The 18,155-nt window shown below is 69.8% G+C and carries 19 protein-coding genes and 1 pseudogene; 18 read left to right on the top strand and 2 right to left on the bottom strand.

All coding sequences use genetic code 11. From position 1 onward, the window contains the following. The first annotated feature begins 1 nt into the window (after position 1). The 4 genes from prmC (at position 2) to ACWCO3_RS05320 (ending at position 4,429) form a co-directional block, all read left to right on the top strand. Entirely contained in the window at positions 2-949 is a 948-nt protein-coding gene (gene prmC, locus ACWCO3_RS05335; RefSeq protein WP_358164144.1) for a peptide chain release factor N(5)-glutamine methyltransferase, read from the top strand. After that, positions 949-1,596, top strand: coding sequence for an L-threonylcarbamoyladenylate synthase (locus tag ACWCO3_RS05330; protein WP_088987874.1), 648 nt, complete (start codon positions 949-951; stop codon positions 1,594-1,596). The genes prmC and ACWCO3_RS05330 overlap by 1 nt, the downstream gene beginning before the upstream one ends. Then, positions 1,597-2,208: an arsenate reductase/protein-tyrosine-phosphatase family protein gene (locus tag ACWCO3_RS05325; RefSeq protein ID WP_145779203.1), complete on the top strand. Its 612-nt coding sequence runs from the start codon at positions 1,597-1,599 to the stop codon at positions 2,206-2,208. 106 nt (positions 2,209-2,314) lie between these two features. Further along, positions 2,315-4,429, top strand: a complete 2,115-nt coding sequence (locus ACWCO3_RS05320; protein ID WP_450008614.1) for a transglycosylase domain-containing protein — start codon at positions 2,315-2,317, stop codon at positions 4,427-4,429. A 12-nt stretch (positions 4,430-4,441) separates the two neighbouring features. On the opposite strand, the gene ACWCO3_RS05315 is transcribed toward ACWCO3_RS05320, so the two are convergent. Next, complete coding sequence (locus tag ACWCO3_RS05315; RefSeq protein ID WP_145779205.1) at positions 4,442-5,902, bottom strand: SDR family oxidoreductase; 1,461 nt, start codon at positions 5,900-5,902, stop codon at positions 4,442-4,444. Positions 5,903-5,937: 35 nt separating this feature from the next. On the opposite strand from ACWCO3_RS05315, the gene ACWCO3_RS05310 reads away from it, so the two are divergent. From ACWCO3_RS05310 to ACWCO3_RS05250, 13 genes are all read left to right on the top strand, one after another. Then, positions 5,938-7,227, top strand: a complete 1,290-nt coding sequence (locus tag ACWCO3_RS05310) for a serine hydroxymethyltransferase (RefSeq protein ID WP_208744932.1) — start codon at positions 5,938-5,940, stop codon at positions 7,225-7,227. Further along, the gene (locus ACWCO3_RS05305; protein WP_145779207.1) at positions 7,220-7,645 is read left to right on the top strand and encodes a hypothetical protein; all 426 of its coding nucleotides are present in this window, start codon (positions 7,220-7,222) and stop codon (positions 7,643-7,645) included. The genes ACWCO3_RS05310 and ACWCO3_RS05305 overlap by 8 nt, the downstream gene beginning before the upstream one ends. Before the next feature lie 182 nt (positions 7,646-7,827). Next, positions 7,828-8,064: an AtpZ/AtpI family protein gene (locus ACWCO3_RS05300; protein WP_088991414.1), complete on the top strand. Its 237-nt coding sequence runs from the start codon at positions 7,828-7,830 to the stop codon at positions 8,062-8,064. An 11-nt stretch (positions 8,065-8,075) separates the two neighbouring features. Continuing rightward, positions 8,076-8,873 carry a F0F1 ATP synthase subunit A gene (gene atpB, locus ACWCO3_RS05295; RefSeq protein ID WP_145779208.1) on the top strand — a complete coding sequence of 266 codons (798 nt, stop codon included), beginning with the start codon at positions 8,076-8,078 and terminating at the stop codon, positions 8,871-8,873. A 66-nt stretch (positions 8,874-8,939) separates the two neighbouring features. Beyond that, the gene (locus ACWCO3_RS05290; RefSeq protein WP_067312849.1) at positions 8,940-9,173 is read left to right on the top strand and encodes an ATP synthase subunit c family protein; all 234 of its coding nucleotides are present in this window, start codon (positions 8,940-8,942) and stop codon (positions 9,171-9,173) included. 26 nt (positions 9,174-9,199) lie between these two features. Continuing rightward, complete coding sequence (locus ACWCO3_RS05285; RefSeq protein WP_145779209.1) at positions 9,200-9,739, top strand: F0F1 ATP synthase subunit B; 540 nt, start codon at positions 9,200-9,202, stop codon at positions 9,737-9,739. After that, positions 9,739-10,560, top strand: a complete 822-nt coding sequence (locus ACWCO3_RS05280; protein WP_347661630.1) for a F0F1 ATP synthase subunit delta — start codon at positions 9,739-9,741, stop codon at positions 10,558-10,560. The genes ACWCO3_RS05285 and ACWCO3_RS05280 overlap by 1 nt, the downstream gene beginning before the upstream one ends. Positions 10,561-10,698: 138 nt before the next feature. Continuing rightward, positions 10,699-12,351 (top strand): F0F1 ATP synthase subunit alpha, encoded by a 1,653-nt coding sequence (gene atpA, locus ACWCO3_RS05275; RefSeq protein ID WP_347661629.1) that lies wholly within the window; start codon positions 10,699-10,701, stop codon positions 12,349-12,351. Between the two features lie 4 nt (positions 12,352-12,355). Then, complete coding sequence (locus tag ACWCO3_RS05270; protein WP_145779212.1) at positions 12,356-13,285, top strand: F0F1 ATP synthase subunit gamma; 930 nt, start codon at positions 12,356-12,358, stop codon at positions 13,283-13,285. Next, positions 13,285-14,721, top strand: coding sequence for a F0F1 ATP synthase subunit beta (atpD, locus tag ACWCO3_RS05265; protein ID WP_145779213.1), 1,437 nt, complete (start codon positions 13,285-13,287; stop codon positions 14,719-14,721). The genes ACWCO3_RS05270 and atpD overlap by 1 nt, the downstream gene beginning before the upstream one ends. Before the next feature lie 220 nt (positions 14,722-14,941). After that, positions 14,942-16,084 carry an LCP family protein gene (locus ACWCO3_RS05260; RefSeq protein ID WP_145779214.1) on the top strand — a complete coding sequence of 381 codons (1,143 nt, stop codon included), beginning with the start codon at positions 14,942-14,944 and terminating at the stop codon, positions 16,082-16,084. 88 nt (positions 16,085-16,172) lie between these two features. Further along, a complete protein-coding gene (locus tag ACWCO3_RS05255; protein WP_088987887.1) occupies positions 16,173-16,454 on the top strand; it encodes a F0F1 ATP synthase subunit epsilon in 282 nt (93 codons plus the stop codon). A 12-nt stretch (positions 16,455-16,466) separates the two neighbouring features. Next, positions 16,467-16,922, top strand: a complete 456-nt coding sequence (locus tag ACWCO3_RS05250; RefSeq protein ID WP_358164147.1) for a DUF2550 domain-containing protein — start codon at positions 16,467-16,469, stop codon at positions 16,920-16,922. Positions 16,923-17,177: 255 nt separating this feature from the next. On the opposite strand, the gene ACWCO3_RS05245 is transcribed toward ACWCO3_RS05250, so the two are convergent. Next, positions 17,178-17,750 carry a cob(I)yrinic acid a,c-diamide adenosyltransferase gene (locus tag ACWCO3_RS05245; protein ID WP_145779215.1) on the bottom strand — a complete coding sequence of 191 codons (573 nt, stop codon included), beginning with the start codon at positions 17,748-17,750 and terminating at the stop codon, positions 17,178-17,180. On the opposite strand from ACWCO3_RS05245, the pseudogene ACWCO3_RS05240 reads away from it, so the two are divergent. Next, positions 17,749-18,155, top strand: a pseudogene (locus tag ACWCO3_RS05240) (UDP-N-acetylglucosamine 1-carboxyvinyltransferase); the annotation flags it as partial. The gene ACWCO3_RS05245 and the pseudogene ACWCO3_RS05240 sit on opposite strands and share 2 nt — an antisense overlap.

Genomic DNA, 18,155 nt, shown 5'->3' with positions numbered 1-18,155 from the left:
CGTGAGTACTTTGCCGCAACACCCCCCCGAAGGGACAGGTCCCGTCCGGCCGTCCGCCGCGGTGGCCCGGGCGGCCCGGGTGCTCGCCGCCGCCGGGATCGGCTCGGCGCGGGTGGAGGCGGAGTTGCTTGCCGCGTACGTGCTCGGGGTGCCCCGGGGTCGGCTGGCGCTCGCCGACGATCTCGACGTCGACCAGGTGGCGCGGCTCGACGAGTTGACGCGTCGTCGGGCCGGGCGGGAGCCGTTGCAGCATCTGACCGGCCGGGCCGGGTTCCGGCATCTCGAACTGTCGGTCGGTCCGGGTGTGTTCGTGCCCCGGCCGGAGACCGAGTTGCTGGCCGGGTGGGGTGTTGAGCAGGCTCGGGGGCGGGCCGACGCGGTGGTGGTCGACCTGTGCAGCGGCTCGGGCGCGATCGCGCTGGCGGTGGCCCAGGAACTGCCGGAGGCGCGGGTGATCGCGGTGGAGCGGTCTCCGGCGGCGTTGGCCTGGTTGCGGCGCAACGCGGCGGAGCGGGCGAGGGCGGGGGACCGGCCGATCGAGGTGGTCGAGGCCGACGTGACCGCTCCGGATCTGTTGGCGGACCTGGTGGGCCGGGTGGACGTGCTGCTCTGCAACCCGCCGTACGTGCCGGACGCCGTGGTGGTCCCGCCGGAGGTGGCCGGACACGATCCAGCGGAGGCGGTCTTCGGGGGCGCGGACGGTCTGGCGGTGATCCGGCCGGTCGTCACACGGGCGGCGGCGCTGCTGCGCCCCGGGGGCGCGTTCGGTGTCGAACACGACGACACGCACGGTTCGGCGGTGCCCGGGCTGCTCGCCGAGGATGGCGAGTTCGGTGCCGTCACGGAGCACCGGGACCTCGCCGGGCGCCCTCGTTTCGCCACCGCGTCCCGACGGGCGGACGGCCAGGACGCCCCGATCGGGGCGGCGTGGCAGACTGACTCCTCGTGATGCTCTACGACTGCCGGTCGCCCGCCGACCGGGACCGCGGCATCGCTGCGGCGATCGAGGCGGTCAAGAACGGCGAGCTGGTCGTCCTCCCGACCGACACCGTGTACGGGATCGGCGCGGACGCGTTCACCCCGTACGCGGTCAAGGCGCTGCTCGATGCCAAGGGCCGGGGTCGGCAGATGCCGCCGCCGGTGCTGATCGGCTCGCGGCACACCCTGGACGGGTTGGTCTTCTCGCTGCCCACGGCCGCTCGTGATCTCGTTGAGGCGTTCTGGCCGGGTGCTCTGACGATCGTGATCGAGCACTCGCCGAGCCTGCAGTGGGACCTGGGCGACAAGACGGGCACTGTGGCGGTGCGGATGCCGCTGCACCCGGTGGCGCTGGAGGTGCTGCGCGAGACCGGTCCGATGGCGGTGTCGTCGGCCAACAAGACCGGGCAGCCCGCCGCGGTGACCGCCGAGGAGGCGCGTGACCAGCTCAGCTACTCGGTGCGGGCCTACCTGGAGGCCGGGCCCTGCCCGGACCCGGTGCCCAGCACGATCGTGGACCTGACCGGTGAGGTGCCGCAGTTGCTGCGGGCGGGGGCGATCCCGTTGGAGAAGCTGCGGGACGTCGTGCCGGATCTCGTCGACGGTCGGGGGGTCTGAGTGCCCCCGTTCACGGTTCTGCACGTCTGCATGGGCAACATCTGCCGCTCGCCGATGGCGGAGCGGCTGCTCGCTCTGGCGGTGCGGGAGCGTCTGACGCGGCGTGCGGAGGACCCGGCTCAGGCCGAGGAGATGGTGCACAGCCACAGCGCGGGGACGGGTGGTTGGCACGCGGGCGAGGAGATGAACCCGCCGGCGGCACGACAGGTGACCGGCCGTGGTGGTGACGTCGAGGGGTTCGCGGCCCGCAAGTTGCGCTCCGACCACATCGACGCCGCCGACCTGGTCCTGACTGCGACCGCCGACCAGCAGGAGTACGTGGTGGCGTTGCGGCCGGACGCGGCGGCCCGCACGTTCGTGCTGGGTGAGTTCGGCCGGCTGTTGGCAGCTGTGGACGCCACCGCGTTGCCGTCGGCCGAGGCGACCCCGGAGGCGGTGTACGCCCGGGGTGTGGCGTTGGTGGCGGCCGCTCACGATGCCCGGTTGGGGGCGTCGGCGTTGCCCACCGACGATCTGGACGACCCGTGGGGTCGCGGCGACCAGTGCTTCAGCCGGGTCGCCGACGAGATCGAGGAGACGGTCCACCCGCTGGCCGGCGCGCTGCTGCCCTGAGCGCGGTGCGAGTTTCCTCCGGGTTTGGGGAAAACCAGGGGCTAGAGGGGCATTCCGGGTCATTCTGAACGGGTCCTAGCGTGACCGGCTCCTGCGGGGAGAGCTGATGATCCGGGCCCATCTCGACAAACTGCTGACCGTGGTGATCGCCGGAGTGCTGGCCGGGTTGGTACTGGCCGCAGCCGCCCTGCCGGCGGCCCTGGTCTTCGGGATCGGCTTCAGCAACCTGTCCACGCCGTACTCGGAGCTGCCGAACACGCTCCGCACGCCGCCGACGGCGCAGCGCTCCAACCTCTACGCCAACGACGGCACCACCCTGATCACCTCCTTCTACCAGGAGGACCGGGTGGACGTGCCGCTGCACGAGGTGGCCCCGGTGATGCGCCAGGCGATCATCGCCGCCGAGGACGTCCGGTTCTACCAGCACAGCGGCGTCGACCTGCGGGGCGTGGTACGCGCGTTCACCGTCAACAAGCGCGACGGCCGGACCCGGCAGGGCGCGAGCACGCTCACCATGCAGTACGTCCGCAACGTGCTCAGCAGTGACCCGCGGCTGACCGAGGCGCAGCGGGTGGCCGCCACCGAGGTCACCACGGTGCGGAAACTCCAGGAGATGCGATACGCGCTCGCGCTGGAACGAGAACTCGACAAGGAGGAGATCCTCACCCGCTACCTCAACATCGCGTACTTCGGCGCCGGGGCGTACGGCATCGCGGCGGCCAGCAAGCGCTACTTCTCCCGGTCTCCGGCCGACCTGACCCTGGCCCAGGCGGCGCTGCTGGCCGGCCTGGTCCGGTCACCGGACAGCGACGACCCGATCAACGGCGACGCCGACAGCGCGTTGGAGCGGCGGACGTACGTGTTGGAGCGGCTGGTGGAGTCGGGACAGGTGCCGGTGGACGTGGCGGCGGCGGCTCGGGCCGAACCGTTGCAGCTGCAACCCAGCGAGACCCCGAACGACTGCACGGGGGTGCCCGAGACGCACAACGACTGGGGCTTCTTCTGCGACTGGTTCGCCCGCTGGTGGAGCAGCCAGGCCGCGTTCGGGGCGAGTGCCGACGAGCGCCAGCGCACGCTGCGCCGGGGCGGGTTCTCCATCGTGTCGTCGCTGGACCCGGCGGTGCAGAAGGCCACCACCGAGCAGGTGCTGAAGATCTACCGACCGACGGATGCGGAGGCCGTGCCGACCGCCGTGGTGCAGCCGGGCACCGGGCGGGTGCTGGCCATGTCGGTGAACCGCGCCTACAGCGTGCAGGACAACCCGGTCGGGCAGAAGAACCGCCCGAACACTGTCAACCAGCTGGTCGCCGGTGGTGGGGCGATCGAGGGGTACCAGGGCGGCTCGACGTTCAAGCTCTTCACCATGCTGGCCGCGTTGGAGTCCGGCCTGCCGCTGTCGACCGAGTTCGTGGCGCCCACCCAACTGCTCACCCGATTCCCGGTCACCGGGCAGGCGAGCTGCGACGGTCGCTGGTGTCCGGCGAACGCGAGTCCGTCGTCGATGGACGGCCCCCGCACCATGTGGAGCGCGTTCGGCCGCTCGGTGAACACGTACTTCGCCTGGCTGACGGAGAAGGTCGGCGCCGACCGGGTGGTGGAGATGGCCGAGCGGCTCGGCATCGTGCTGCGGGCCGACTCCGACGCCAACCTGGCCCGGTACGGCGCGAAGAACTGGGGTCCGTTCACCCTGGGCGTGGCCGCCACCACCCCGCTCGACCTGGCCACCGCGTACGCCACGGTGGCGGCCGAGGGGACCTGGTGCGCCCCGTTGCCGGTGGTCTCGATCACCGACTCGGGCGGTCGTCCGGTCGACGCCGCCAAGCCGGACTGCCGGCAGGTGCTCGACGCCGATGTGGCCAGGGCGGCCACCGACGCCTCGCGCTGCCCGGTCGGCGACCAGTCGATGTACGGGCGATGTGACGGCGCGACAGCGCCCAGACTGCGCGCGCAGGTCGGCCGCCCGGTGGCGGGCAAGACCGGAAGCTCGGAGCGGTACGAGACGGAGACGGTGGTGGCGTTCACGCCGCAGTTGGCGGTCGCCTCGATGGCGGCGAACCCGGACGACCCCCGGGACGCTGTCGGTCAGGCAGTGCAGGCCCGGATGGTGGACGCGGTCGGCAAGGTGCTCGTCGTCGGCCTGCGCGACCAACCGGTACGCGACTTCGTCCCGCCCAGCGAACGAACCGCCTTCCAGGTCACCGGAGCCCGCACCGGCAACTGAGAGCGGGGTGGATCAGCGGGTCTGTTCGGCGTTGCGCGCGATGTTGCGGGCCATCCCGCCGAAGACCACCGTGTGGAACGGGGCCACCGATTTCCAGTAGGCGTGCCCCGGCAGGCCGCGCGGCAGGAAGACGGCGCGTTGCTGGTAGCGGCTGCGGCCGTCGTTGGTTGGCAGCACCCGCATCTCCAGCCAGGCTCGGCCGGGGAGCCGCATCTCGGCGCGCAGCCGCAGCAACTCACCGGGGACGATCTCCTCGACCCGCCAGAAGTCCAGCGCCTCGCCGACCTGGAGGCGGTGCGGGTCGCGTCGGCCCCGACGCAGCCCGACCCCGCCGACCAGCCGGTCCAGCCAGCCCCGGATCGACCAGGCCAGCGGGAACGAGTACCAGCCGTGCTCCCCGCCGACGCCCTCGACGACCCGCCAGAGTGCCGCCGGTGAGGCGTCCACCACCCTCTCGCGCACGTCGGTGTAGGCGGTGCCGCCGGACCACTTCGGGTCGGTGGGCAACGGCTCGGCGGGCGCGTCCGGGCCGCTGGCGTTCGACCAACGGGTTTCCACCTGGGCGTCGCGCACCTTGGCCAGCGCCAGCGCCACCGCGTCGTCGAAGCCGGTCAGCCCGCCCGGCGGGTCGGGTACGTAGCGGGCGATGTCGTGTTCGTCCGCGACCGCCTCCTGGATCAGGCTCTCCACCAGCGGGCGGGCGATGGCGTTCGGCACCGGGGTGATCAGGCCGACCCAGTGCGAGGAGAGCGACGGGGTGAGCGCCCGGACCGGCACGATGATCCGCCGGCGCAGCCCGGCCACCCGGGCGTAGCGCTGCATCATCTCGCGGAAGGTCAGCACGTCCGGCCCGCCGATGTCGAAGCCCCGGTTGACCTCCGCCGGCAGCTCGGTGCAGCCGACCAGGTAGTTCAGCACGTCGCGGACGGCGATCGGCTGGATCCGGTTGCGCACCCAACGCGGCGTGATCATGGCGGGCAGACGTTCGGTCAGGTACCGCAGCATCTCGAACGACGCCGAACCGGAGCCGATGATCACCGCGGCCCTGAGCACCGCCGTGGGCACCCCGCTGGCCAGCAGGATCCGGCCCACCTCGGCCCGGGAGCGCAGGTGCGGCGAGGGGACGGCGTCGGTCGCCGGTAGCGGACCGCCCAGGTAGACGATGCGGCGTACGCCGGCCGCGTGGGCCGCCGCCGCGAAGTTGGTCGCCGCCGCCCGGTCGGCCGCCTCGAAGTCGGATCGGCCCAGCGAGTGCACCAGGAAGTACGCGACGTCCACGTCGGCGAACGCGGCGGCCAGCGTCTCCGGTTTGCTGAGGTCTCCCTCGACGATCTCGGCCGCCGAGGCCCAGGGCACGTCGCGCAGCCGGACCGCCTTGCGGGCGAGGCAGCGCACGGTGTGCCCGTCGGCGAGCAGCAGCGGGGTCAGCCGCCCGCCGATGTAGCCGGTCGCTCCGGTGACGAGGCATCTCACAGGTCCCAGTGTGCGGCCCCCTAGACTCGTTCGCTGTGGAGACCGAAACGAGCACCTTCTGGGGGCCGGATTTCGCGCAGCTCAGGGCCACCGATCCGGAGATCGCCGGGGTGGTCCTCGGCGAGCTGGAGCGGTTGCGGGGCGGCCTGCAGCTGATCGCCAGCGAGAACCTGACCTCGCCGGCGGTGCTGGCCGCGCTCGGTTCGACGCTCACCAACAAGTACGCCGAGGGCTACCCGGGCCGGCGCTACTACGGCGGCTGTGCCGAGGTGGACCGGGCCGAGGAGATCGGCATCGCCCGCGCCAAGGAGCTCTTCGGTGCCGAACACGCCAACCTCCAGCCGCACTCCGGTGCGAGCGCCAACCTGGCCGCGTACGCCGCGCTGGTGCAGCCGGGTGACACGGTGCTGGCGATGGATCTGCCGCACGGCGGGCACCTCACCCACGGCAGCCGGGTGAACTTCTCCGGCAAGTGGTTCCACCCGGTCGGCTACCCGGTCCGGCCGGACACCGAGCTGATCGACTACGACGAGGTCCGGGACCTTGCTCGGACCCACCGACCCAAGCTGATCATCTGTGGTGCCACCGCGTACCCCCGGCTGATCGACTTCGCCCGGTTCCGGGAGATCGCCGACGAGGTCGGCGCGTACCTGATGGTGGACGCCGCGCACTTCATCGGCCTGGTCGCCGGCCGGGCGATCCCGTCCCCGGTGCCGTACGCCGACGTCGTCTGCGCCACCACCCACAAGGTGCTGCGCGGCCCGCGCGGCGGCATGATCCTGTGCCGCGAGGCTCTGGCCCAGCGGATCGACAAGGCGGTCTTCCCGTTCACCCAGGGCGGCCCGCTGATGCACGCCGTCGCGGCGAAGGCGGTCGCGCTGCGCGAGGCCGCCCAGCCGGAGTTCCAGACGTACGCCAGCCAGGTCGTCCGCAACGCCCAGGCGCTCGCCGCCGGGCTCGCCGACGAGGGGATGCGCCCGGTGTCCGGTGGCACCGACACCCATCTCGCGCTGATCGACCTGCGGGAGCTGGGGGTGACCGGCGCGGACGCCGAGCGACGCTGCGACGCCGCGTCGATCACCCTGAACAAGAACGCCATCCCGTACGACCCGCAGCCGCCGATGGTGGCCTCCGGCATCCGGGTGGGCACGCCGAGCGTCACCACCCAGGGGATGCGCGAGGGGGAGCTGCGGCAGGTGGCCACGTTGATCGCCCGAGCGGTACGCACCGATCCCGGGGCGCCGGGCGGCACCGACCAACTGACCCGGCTGGGTGCCGAGGTTGCCGAGCTGGTCGCGGCGTTTCCGGCGTACCCCCGTGGCTGAGCCCGGGGTGGTCGAGCCCGACAGCGACCGGCGGTGGCGGCTGCGGCACCTGCCGGTGCTGTTGACCGTATCGGCGGCGCTCGCCATGGTCGCCGCGGTCGTCGGTGCGGTGACTGGCGGCGCGACGGCGGCGGTCGGCGCGGCGGCCGGGGTGGGCGTCACGGTCCTCAGCTACACGCTGACCACGGTGGTGCTGGCCCGGGCCGACCAGGTCAACCCGCAGCTGCTGCTGCCGCTCGGCGTGGGCCTGTACGTGCTGAAGTTCAGCCTGCTGGGTGGGGTGCTGGTGGCGGTGGCGTCGACCGGTTGGGCGGGGTTGATCCCGCTCTGCCTCGGCATCGTCGCCGGGGTGGCAGTGTGGACGGCGGTGCACATCTGGTGGCTGACCACCGTGCACGCTCGCCGGGCGCACCGCTGACCCGGCGGGTCGTCCCACTTTTTGGACGCGCGGCAATGTGTCGGCCTCCGGTCATTTTCCGACGGGCGGAAGGGGAGTAGCGTGCCCACAGACGACGGCGCCCACGAGAAGCCCACACAACGACGGTTGTGCGGGGGGTGAGGCACAGCCTCGTCTTCCCGGCTGATATCGTTCGCCCCGTCATGGCTGGTGACCAAACCCCCCGTCCCGCCGGTGAACCGGACGATTATCCGTCCGGCGCCGGTCAGGGTTGGACCGCGCTCAGCTACCTCATCGGAGGGATGCTCGTGTGGGGCTTCATCGGCTGGCTGGTTGACCAGTGGCTCGACACCGGTGGCGTCGCCACCGGCATCGGAGTCGTGCTCGGTATGGCCGGGGGGATCATCCTGGTCGTTCGCCGGCTCGGCACGCCAACTTAGGAAGGGACGCGGTGTTCGGACAGGCGAACGTTCTGGCAGCGGGCCAGGCGGGATTCCCACCTACGGTGGACGACTTCTACCTGCCCAGCATCCTGCCGTGGGGGGTGGAAGACTCCTACTGGTTCACCAAGATCACGGCGATGGTCTGGATCGCGGTCGGCGTCCTGATCATCTTCTTCCTGGCGACCTACCGGAACCCGCAGCTGGTGCCGACGAAGAAGCAGTGGTTCGCCGAGTCGATCTACGGCTTCGTGCGCAACAACATCGCCGTCGACATGATCGGCCACGCGGGTGTTCGCTTCGCGCCCTACTTCACGACGCTGTTCTGCTTCGTGCTGCTGACGAACGCGTTCGCGATCATTCCGTTCTTCCAGATCTCGCCGAACTCGCACATCGCCTTCCCGGCGATCCTCGCGATCATCAGCTACGTGCTGTTCAACTACATCGGCATCAAGAAGCACGGCTTCGTCAAGTACTTCAAGAACTCGCTGATCCCGCCGGCACCGTGGTACATCCTGCCGCTGCTGATCCCGATCGAGCTCTTCTCGACCTTCATCGTCCGGCCGTTCTCGCTCGCGGTTCGTCTCTTCGCGAACATGTTCGCCGGTCACATGCTCCTGCTGGTCTTCACGCTCGGCGGCTTCGCCATGCTGAGTGCAAACGCCTGGCTGGCCCCGGTCTCGGTGCTCTCCTGGGTGATGACCATCGCGCTCACCTTCCTCGAGTTCCTGGTGATCTGCCTGCAGGCGTACGTCTTCACCGTCCTCACCGCCAGCTACGTACAGGGCGCGCTCGCCGACGAGCACTGATCCACCGCACCAACCGTTGTCGTCCCGCGTGAGAGTCACGCGTGATAACCAGGAGGAACCACACCAATGGACGCTAGCGTTCTCGCCGAGGTCACCGGTAGCACCGCTGCCATCGGCTACGGCCTCGCCGCCATCGGCCCCGGCATCGGCGTCGGCCTGGTCTTCGCTGCCTACATCCAGTCGACGGCCCGCCAGCCGGAGTCGTCCCGGATGACCCTGCCCTACGTCTGGATCGGCTTCGCCGTCATCGAGGCGCTGGCGCTGCTCGGCATCGCCTTCGGCTTCATCTGGGCCGGCTGATCCCGCCCCTAGACCGGGAGGTAACCATGTACTTCCTCGCCGCTGAGGGTGGTGAGTCCACCCACAACCCGATCATCCCGCTCTGGCAGGAGGTCGTGGTCGGGTCGGTGGCCTTCGCCGTGCTCTGCTTCGTGTTGATGAAGTTCGTCTTCCCGCGCATGGAGCAGACGTTCCAAGCTCGGGTCGACGCCATCGAGGGCGGCATCAAGCGCGCCGAGGCCGCCCAGGCCGAGGCGAACCAGCTGCTCGAGCAGTACCGTGCCCAGCTCGCTGAGGCCCGGACCGACGCCGCCAAGATCCGTGACGACGCGCGGGCCGACGCCGAGGGCATCCGGCAGGACATCCTCGCCAAGGCGCGGGAGGAGTCCGACCGGGTCATCCAGGCCGGCAAGGACGCGCTCGCCGCCGAGCGGGCCACCATCGTGCGCGAGCTGCGCGCGGAGGTCGGCACGATCGCGGTGGACCTGGCCAGCAAGATCGTCGGCGAGTCGCTGGCCGACGAGGCCCGGCGCAAGGGCACCGTCGACCGGTTCCTGAGCGGTCTCGAGAGCACGGGGGCCCGCTGATGCAGGCCGCCAGCCGGGAGTCGTACAAGGTCGCGGCCGAGCGCCTCGACGCGTACGTCCGCGGCGCGGAGCCGTCGGCGGTGGCCTCCACCGCCGACGCCATCCTCTCCGTGGCGACCCTGCTGCGGCGCGAGCCGCGGCTGCGCCGGGCGCTGTCCGAGCCGGCCCGTTCCGGCGAGGATCGCGGCGCTCTGCTCGGCGACATGCTGGGCGGGCGGATCGGCGCGGACGCGCTCGACCTGCTCGTGGCGCTGGTCTCCGGCCGCTGGTCGGCACCGTCGGAGTTGCTCGACGGCGCCGAGCGGCTGGGGGTGGAGGCGCTACTCGCCAGCGCCGACAAGGCCGGCGAACTGGGCGAGGTCGAGGACGAGCTGTTCCGCTTCGGCCAGGTCGTGGCCGGTCAGTCGGCGCTGAGCAACATGCTCGCCGACACGGCCGCCCCGGTCGAGCAGCGGGCCACCCTGGCCCGCGAGCTGCTCGCCGACAAGGCCCGTCCGGTCACCGTCCGCCTCGTCGAGGTCGCACTCGGCGGGTTCGGGGGGCGCTCCTTCAATGGCGCGCTCACCCGGCTGGTGGAGCTTGCCGCCGACCGGCGTGACCGGCAGGTGGCGTACGTGACCGTCGCGGCCCCGTTGAGTGACGAGGACGAGCGTCGGCTGGGTGCGAGCCTCACCGCGATATACGGTCGAGAGGTCTCCGTCAAGCAGACGGTCGACCCCGCCGTCCTGGGTGGCGTGAGCGTCCGGGTCGGCTCCGACCTGTACGACGGCACCATCCTGCGCCGCCTCAACGAGACCCGCAACGCGCTCGCGAAGCGCTGACGGCTTTGCCGCCCAGCGGCTGTGTGGCTCCGCCGCCCAGTCGGGGCGGCTCCGCCGCCCAGCGCCCGGATTGACAGACGCCATTCGGACCGGTTGGTACTAGGTATCCCGGGCCCCTGAATTTTAAGGAAGCAGAGGATGGCCGAGCTGACCATCTCGACGGAGGAGATCCGCGGCGCCCTGGAGCGCTACGTCTCCTCCTACTCGTCCGACGTCTCCCGCGAGGAGGTCGGCACCGTCGCCGACACCGGTGACGGCATCGCCCACGTCGAGGGCCTGCCCTCGACCAAGACCAACGAGCTGCTGGAGTTCGAGGACGGCACGCTCGGCGTGGCGTTGAACCTCGACGTCCGGGAGATCGGTGTCGTCGTTCTCGGTGACGCCGCGAAGCTGGAGGAGGGGCAGCGCGTCAAGCGCACCGACCGGGTGCTCTCCGTGCCGGTCGGCGACGCCTTCCTCGGCCGCGTGGTCAACGCGCTCGGCCAGCCGATCGACGGTCTCGGCGACATCGCCGACGAGGGCTACCGCGAGCTGGAGCTGCAGGCTCCGAACGTGATGTCCCGGCAGTCGGTGTTCGAGCCGCTGCAGACCGGCATCAAGGCGATCGACGCGATGACGCCGATTGGTCGGGGCCAGCGGCAGCTGATCATCGGTGACCGGAAGACCGGCAAGACCACGGTCGCCCTGGACGCCATCCTCAACCAGCGGGACAACTGGCGCACCGGCGACCCGAAGAAGCAGGTTCGCTGCATCTACGTCGCCATCGGCCAGAAGGCCTCCACGATCGCCTCCATCAAGGGTCAGTTGGAGGAGGCGGGCGCGCTGGAGTACACCACCATCGTGGCCTCCCCGGCGTCCGACCCGGCCGGCTTCAAGTACATCGCCCCGTACACCGGCTCGTCCATCGGGCAGCACTGGATGTACGGCGGCAAGCACGTCCTGATCGTCTTCGACGACCTGAGCAAGCAGGCCGAGGCGTACCGGGCCGTGTCGCTGCTGCTGCGTCGCCCGCCGGGCCGCGAGGCGTACCCGGGTGACGTCTTCTACCTGCACTCCCGCCTGCTGGAGCGCTGCGCGAAGCTCTCCGACGAGCTGGGTGGCGGCTCGATGACCGGTCTCCCGATCATCGAGACGAAGGCCAACGACATCTCGGCCTTCATCCCGACCAACGTCATCTCGATCACCGACGGTCAGATCTTCCTGGAGACCGACCTGTTCAACCAGGGCGTCCGTCCGGCGATCAACGTCGGCACCTCGGTCTCCCGGGTCGGTGGCGCCGCGCAGGTGAAGCCGATGCGCAAGGTCGCCGGTTCGCTGCGCCTCAACCTGGCCCAGTACCGCGAGCTGGAGGCGTTCGCCGCCTTCGCCTCCGACCTGGACAAGGCCTCCCGGGCCCAGCTGGACCGCGGTGTACGGCTGGTCGAGCTGCTCAAGCAGCCGAACTACTCGCCGTTCCCGGTGCAGGAAGAGGTCGTCACGGTCTGGGCCGGCACCGAGGGCAAGCTGGACGACATCCCGGTGGGTGATATCCGGCGCTTCGAGTCGGAGTTCCTCCAGTACCTGCGGCACAAGCACGCGGGTGTGCTGGCCGGGATCGCCGACAACCAGTGGAACGACGACATCGTCGGCTCTTTGGACAACGCGATCAGCGAGTTCAAGCAGGTCTTCCTCGGCAAGGGCGACGAGCGTCGGGTCAACGACGCGCCGGCCGCTCCGCTGGAGGGCGACGAGAACCGCGAGACGGTGACCCGCTTCCGCGACGGCGCGACCGACCGCCCGGCCGAGAGCTGATCCCATGGCGGCCCAGGTACGCGTTCTTCGTCAACGGATCCGCTCGGCGAAGTCGATGAAGAAGATCACCAAGGCGATGGAGCTCGTGGCGACGAGCCGGATCGCCAAGGCCCAGGCCCGGGTGCAGGCGTCCCTGCCGTACGCCCAGGCCATCACCGGTGTGCTCACGGCGCTGGCGTCCAACGCGCGGATCGACCACCCGCTGCTCACCCCGCGTGAGCGGGTGCGGCGGGCCGGCGTCCTGTTGGTCACCAGCGACCGTGGCCTGGCCGGCGGCTACAGCTCCAACGCGATCAAGACGGCGGAGTCGCTCATCGCGCGGCTCCGGGCGGACGGCAAGGAGCCGGTGCTCTACGTCATCGGGCGTAAGGGCGTCGGGTTCTACCGGTTCCGTGACCGGCCGATCGAGGCGAACTGGACCGGGTTCAGCGAGCAGCCGTCGTTCGAGGACGCCCGTGCCGTGGGTGAGACGCTGATCAAGGCGTTCACGGCCGGTGCGGACGACGCCGACGGCAGCGCCGGGGCGGACGGGGTGCTCGGCGTCGACGAGTTGCACATCGTCTACACCGAGTTCCACTCGCTGATGACGCAGACCCCGGTCGCCAAGATCCTCGGGCCGATGCAGGTCGAGGACCGGCCGCGCTCCGAGGGGCTGCTGCCGGCCTACGAGTTCGAGCCGGAGGCGGAGGCGCTGCTCGACGCGCTCCTGCCGAGGTACATCAACACGCGGATCTACGCGGCGTTGCTCGAGTCGGCGGCGAGCGAGTCGGCGGCACGGCGGCGGGCGATGAAGAGCGCCACCGACAACGCCGAAGACATGATCGACAAGTACACGCGTGAGATGAATTCGGCCCGCCAGGCCGGGATCACCCAGGAGATCAGCGAGATCGTCGGCGGCGCGAACGCGCTGGCCGCGTCGGGAAGTGAAGTGTGATGACTGCACCAGTAGAGACCAAGACGGCCACGGGTCGCGTGGTCCGGGTCATCGGCCCGGTCGTCGACGCCGAGTTCCCGCGCGACGCCATGCCTGCCCTGTTCAACGCCCTGAACGTCACCGTGAACCTGTCCGGCGGTGAGAAGACGCTGACCCTGGAGGTCGCCCAGCACCTGGGTGACAACCTGGTCCGCGCGATCTCGATGCAGCCGACGGATGGTCTGGTTCGCGGCGCGGAGGTTCGTGACCGCGGCGAGCCGATCACCGTTCCGGTGGGCGACGCGGTCAAGGGCCACGTGTTCAACGCGATCGGCGAGGTGCTCAACCTCAAGGAGGGCGAGACCCTCACCCCGGACGACCACTGGGGTATCCACCGCAAGGCCCCGGCCTTCGCGGACCTGGAGCCGAAGACCGAGATGCTGGAGACCGGCATCAAGGTCATCGACCTGCTCGCCCCGTACGTCAAGGGCGGCAAGATCGGCCTGTTCGGCGGCGCGGGCGTGGGCAAGACGGTGCTCATCCAGGAGATGATCACCCGTGTTGCCCGTAACTTCGGTGGTACCTCGGTCTTCGCCGGCGTGGGTGAGCGCACCCGTGAGGGCAACGACCTCATCGCCGAGATGACCGAGTCCGGCGTCATCGACAAGACCGCGCTGGTCTACGGCCAGATGGACGAGCCGCCGGGCACCCGTCTGCGGGTGGCGCTCTCCGCGCTGACCATGGCGGAGTACTTCCGGGACGTGAAGAAGCAGGAGGTGCTGCTCTTCATCGACAACATCTTCCGCTTCACCCAGGCCGGTTCGGAGGTCTCCACCCTGCTCGGCCGTATGCCGAGCGCCGTGGGTTACCAGCCGACCCTGGCCGACGAGATGGGCGAGCTCCAGGAGCGGATCACCTCCGTCCGGGGCCAGGCCATCACCTCGATGCAGGCGATCTACGTGCCGGCGGACGACTACACCGACCCCGCCCCGGCCACCACGTTCGCCCACCTGGACGCGACCACCAACCTGGAGCGGTCGATCTCCGACAAGGGCATCTACCCGGCCGTGGACCCGCTGGCGTCCTCGTCCCGGATCCTCGCCCCGGAGTTCGTCGGCCAGGAGCACTTCCAGGTCGCCACCGAGGTGAAGCGGATCCTGCAGCGCTACAAGGACCTGCAGGACATCATCGCCATCCTCGGTATCGAGGAGCTCTCCGAGGAAGACAAGATCACCGTGGCCCGGGCCCGGCGGATCGAGCGCTTCCTGTCGCAGAACACGTACGCCGCGGAGCAGTTCACCGGTGTGCCGGGCTCGACGGTTCCGATCAAGGAGACCATCGAGGCGTTCCGTAAGATCAGCGAGGGTGAGTACGATCACTTCCCCGAGCAGGCGTTCTTCATGTGCGGCGGTCTCGACGACCTGGAGAAGAAGGCTGAGGAGCTGATGAAGGGCTGACCAGCCCGATCAGATCCGCAACAAAAAGACTGCCCCGGCAATGCCGGGGCAGTCTTTTGTTCATCTTCGCGTCCTATCATCGTCGCGGTCCGTTACCGGTGGTCGTCGCTTCCACGGCACCCGAGATACGGTCGTTCCGCGCTCACCCGAACGAGCGTTGATCCTTGCAACCTTTCGGCGACGTGCGCCCGTCTTTAACCCGTGGGCGTAACGAACGGAGATGCTCGTGGGTAAGGCCGGCAAGAGTGGCCGCAGGTCGTCCGTCTGGCGGGGTGTGCCGCGTTGGGCCAAGATCTGCACGGTGTTCGGCACCGTGCTGACAGTGCTCAGTGGGGCCGTGCTGGTCGGCTCCGAGGTGCTCATGGCGCGCTACGAGGGTGCCGTCGGCAAGGCGGACCTGTTCGGTGACCAGGCGGCGGGTGCCCAGGCGAAGAAGAGCGAGATCAAGGGTCCGCTCAACATCCTGCTGGTCGGCATCGACCCGCGTACGCCGACGGCGGCGCCACTGGCAGACTCGATCATGGTGCTGCACGTGCCGGCATCGATGGACCGCGCCTACCTGTTCTCGATGCCTCGGGACCTCTACGTGCGCATCCCGCCGTTCAAGAAGGCCGAGTTCCTGGGCGAGACCACGAAGATCAACGCTGCCATGTCGCACGGCAGCAAGGTCCCTGGGGCGAACCCCGACGCGGCCCGCGGCTTCGAGCTGCTGGCGACAACTGTGCAGAACGTGACGGGCATCAAGCGCTTCGACGCTGGCGCGATCATCAACTTCAGCGGTTTCCAGAAGATCGTCGACGCCATGGGTGGCGTCAACATGTACATCGAGCGGGAGGTACGGTCCGAGCACAAGCAGCCGGACGGTAAGGCGCGCCCGGGCAACACCCGCGGTGAGGGCTACGTCGGCCCGCAGGCGGTGTACAAGAAGGGCAACCAGCACCTGAGTGGGTGGCAGGCGCTGGACTACGTGCGGCAGCGTTACCCGAAGAACGGCGTTCCGGATTCGGACTACGGCCGGCAGCGTCACCAGCAGCAGTTCGTCAAGGCGATGGTCGGCCAGGCGTTCAGCGCCGACGTGGTGTCCAACCCGGTCAAGCTGGACAAGGTGCTCCGCGCCGCCGGTCAGTCGCTGATCTTCAACGGTCGGGGCAACAGCGTGGTCGACTTCGGGCTCGCCCTGAAGGACATCCGCCCGAACACCATCGAGATGATCAAGCTTCCGGGTGGCGGGGTGTACGACGGCAAGAGGTACCTGGGTGAGCAGTTCCAGGAGGGGGTCCCGGACTTCTTCACCGCACTGCACAACGAGCAGCTCGATCCGTTCCTGCTGGAGCACCCCGAATTCGTGAACAAGACGAAGTAGCCGTGACGCCGATGTCCCCACCCGCGTGGGGCGCGCCCCGGCGTCAGGCTAGACTTTCGGCAATCCGTAGCCGCAGCAAGGAGACAGCGTGGCACAGCAGCTTCACGTCGAGCTCGTCGCCGTCGAGGAGAAGGTCTGGTCGGGTGAGGCCGAGATGGTCGTCGCCCGGACGACCGAGGGCGAGCTCGGTGTCCTGCCGGGCCACGCGCCGCTGCTCGGCCAGCTCGCCGAGCCCGGCCAGGTGCGCATCAAGCTCGCTGGCGGCGAGCAGGTCTCCTACGAGGTCGCCGGCGGCTTCCTCTCGGTGAGCGCCGACGGTGTCACCGTGCTGGCCGAGAGCGCAACCCCGGTTTCCGCGCAGAGCCGCTGAGTCAGACCGGGGATGGAGATCGTCGAGGGATTCGGAGTCGGCGTTGTCGTCATCCTCGTCGCGCTTCTGATCCTCTTCGTCCGGCGAGCTCTGGTCACCCGTAGCGGTGGCATTATCCGGCTCAGCGTCCGGGTCACCACCGTACTGGACGGCCGCGGCTGGTCACCCGGTTTCGGCCGCTTCGTCGGTGACGAGCTGCGGTGGTACAGGATGTTCAGCTTCGCGATCCGGCCCAAGCGGGTGCTGTCGCGCAAAGGGCTGGCGGTGGAGCGTCGACGGTTGCCCGAAGGTCAGGAACGGCTCTCCATGCCGGCCGACTGGGTGATCCTCCGCTGTACCAGTCACCACGCACCGGTGGAGATCGCCATGGCGCGATCGACAGTTACCGGCTTTCTCTCCTGGCTCGAGGCCGCCCCTCCGGGGGCGGTCTCGCCGCGTATGGCCTCCCAGGACTGGCCGGCCGCCTGACGGCAGCCCGCCCAACGTACGGCCGGCTTGATCGACACCGTATCGCCGATGTGGCGGTGTCGGAGCCAGCAGGTTGCCCCGACATCGCCGAACTGGTGTCGATCATCATCCGCGTGGAGCGCTAGAGCGCCCGGCGAGAAGCCTGTGTTTTTCAGGCGTGGCCGTGGCGGGACGGGGAACCCACCCCTGCCCGAGATGAGAACCCATCCCGCCAGGGGCGGGAGCCCGCCTCGACGTGGTGTTCAGCGCCGACGTTCAGCGCTTGCCGCCCGGCACCCATAGCACGTCTCCAGCCGGATTTGCCGTTCTTGACAGGATAAAGAGCAGATCGGAGAGCCGGTTGAGATACTTTGCCGGGAGCGTGCTGGTTCGTTCCGGATCGTGGCTGACCAGCGCCCAGGCTGCCCGTTCGGCTCGCCGGGCGATGGTCCGTGCCACGTGCAGCAGTGCCGCGCCGGCGGTGCCGCCCGGGAGGATGAAGGAGTCGAGCTTGCTCAGGCGTGCGTTGTACTCGTCGCACCAGCCCTCCAGGCGCTCGACGTACTCCTCGGTCACCCGCAGCGGTGGGTACTTCGGCTCCGGCTCGACCGGGGTGGACAGGTCGGCGCCGACGTCGAACAGGTCGTTCTGCACCGACGCCAGCACGCCCCGCAGTTCCTCGTCGAGGTGGCCCAGCGCGATCGCGACGCCGATCGCCGCGTTGCACTCGTCGACATCCGCGTACGCGGCGATGCGCGGATCGGTCTTCGGCACCTGCTCGTTGTTGCTCAGCCTGGTCATGCCGGCGTCGCCGGCCTTGGTGTAGATGCGCGTGAGGTGGACGGCCATGACGCACAGCCTACGGATTCCCGACCTGACGATCCCGGCGCGGCCGGACAGCACTCCCAGTTGGCCGGTGGTGGTGGGCCCCGGCGACGCGGGCGACCCGGCGGTCAACGACGTCGACGTCATCCGGGTGCACGGTGACGCCCGGCTGGCCGGCACCGTGCACGTGGTCGGTGCCAAGAACTCGGCGTTGAAGCTGATGGCCGCCGCGCTGCTCGCGCCCGGCCGCAGTGTGATCACGAACGTCCCGCGGATCACCGACATCGCGATCATGGGGGAGGTGCTGCGTCGGCTGGGCTGTGACGTCCAGTTCGACGCGGACGATCCGGTCGATCCGATGGTCGCGCAGGGCGGGATCGCCCGGTCCCGTTCGGTGACCATCGACGTGCCCGAGCAGCCGGGTGCCGA

It is taken from the genome of Micromonospora sp. NPDC002411 (genome assembly GCF_053592955.1).
Note: the sequence above shows the minus strand (reverse complement) of the source record. Positions and strands in the feature narration are given on the sequence as shown.

Excerpts from the sequence above, each read along its gene's own strand:
- ACWCO3_RS05330 (WP_088987874.1), top strand. The coding sequence starts at position 949 with ATGCTCTACGACTGCCGGTCGCCCGCCGACCGGGACCGCGGCATCGCT.
- ACWCO3_RS05260 (WP_145779214.1), top strand. The coding sequence starts at position 14,942 with ATGCTCGTGGGTAAGGCCGGCAAGAGTGGCCGCAGGTCGTCCGTCTGG.
- ACWCO3_RS05285 (WP_145779209.1), top strand. The coding sequence starts at position 9,200 with ATGTACTTCCTCGCCGCTGAGGGTGGTGAGTCCACCCACAACCCGATC.
- ACWCO3_RS05280 (WP_347661630.1), top strand. The coding sequence starts at position 9,739 with ATGCAGGCCGCCAGCCGGGAGTCGTACAAGGTCGCGGCCGAGCGCCTC.
- atpD (WP_145779213.1), top strand. The coding sequence starts at position 13,285 with ATGACTGCACCAGTAGAGACCAAGACGGCCACGGGTCGCGTGGTCCGG.
- ACWCO3_RS05290 (WP_067312849.1), top strand. The coding sequence starts at position 8,940 with ATGGACGCTAGCGTTCTCGCCGAGGTCACCGGTAGCACCGCTGCCATC.
- ACWCO3_RS05250 (WP_358164147.1), top strand. The coding sequence starts at position 16,467 with ATGGAGATCGTCGAGGGATTCGGAGTCGGCGTTGTCGTCATCCTCGTC.
- ACWCO3_RS05320 (WP_450008614.1), top strand. The coding sequence starts at position 2,315 with ATGATCCGGGCCCATCTCGACAAACTGCTGACCGTGGTGATCGCCGGA.
- ACWCO3_RS05300 (WP_088991414.1), top strand. The coding sequence starts at position 7,828 with ATGGCTGGTGACCAAACCCCCCGTCCCGCCGGTGAACCGGACGATTAT.
- ACWCO3_RS05270 (WP_145779212.1), top strand. The coding sequence starts at position 12,356 with ATGGCGGCCCAGGTACGCGTTCTTCGTCAACGGATCCGCTCGGCGAAG.
- ACWCO3_RS05245 (WP_145779215.1), bottom strand. The coding sequence starts at position 17,750 with ATGGCCGTCCACCTCACGCGCATCTACACCAAGGCCGGCGACGCCGGC.
- atpA (WP_347661629.1), top strand. The coding sequence starts at position 10,699 with ATGGCCGAGCTGACCATCTCGACGGAGGAGATCCGCGGCGCCCTGGAG.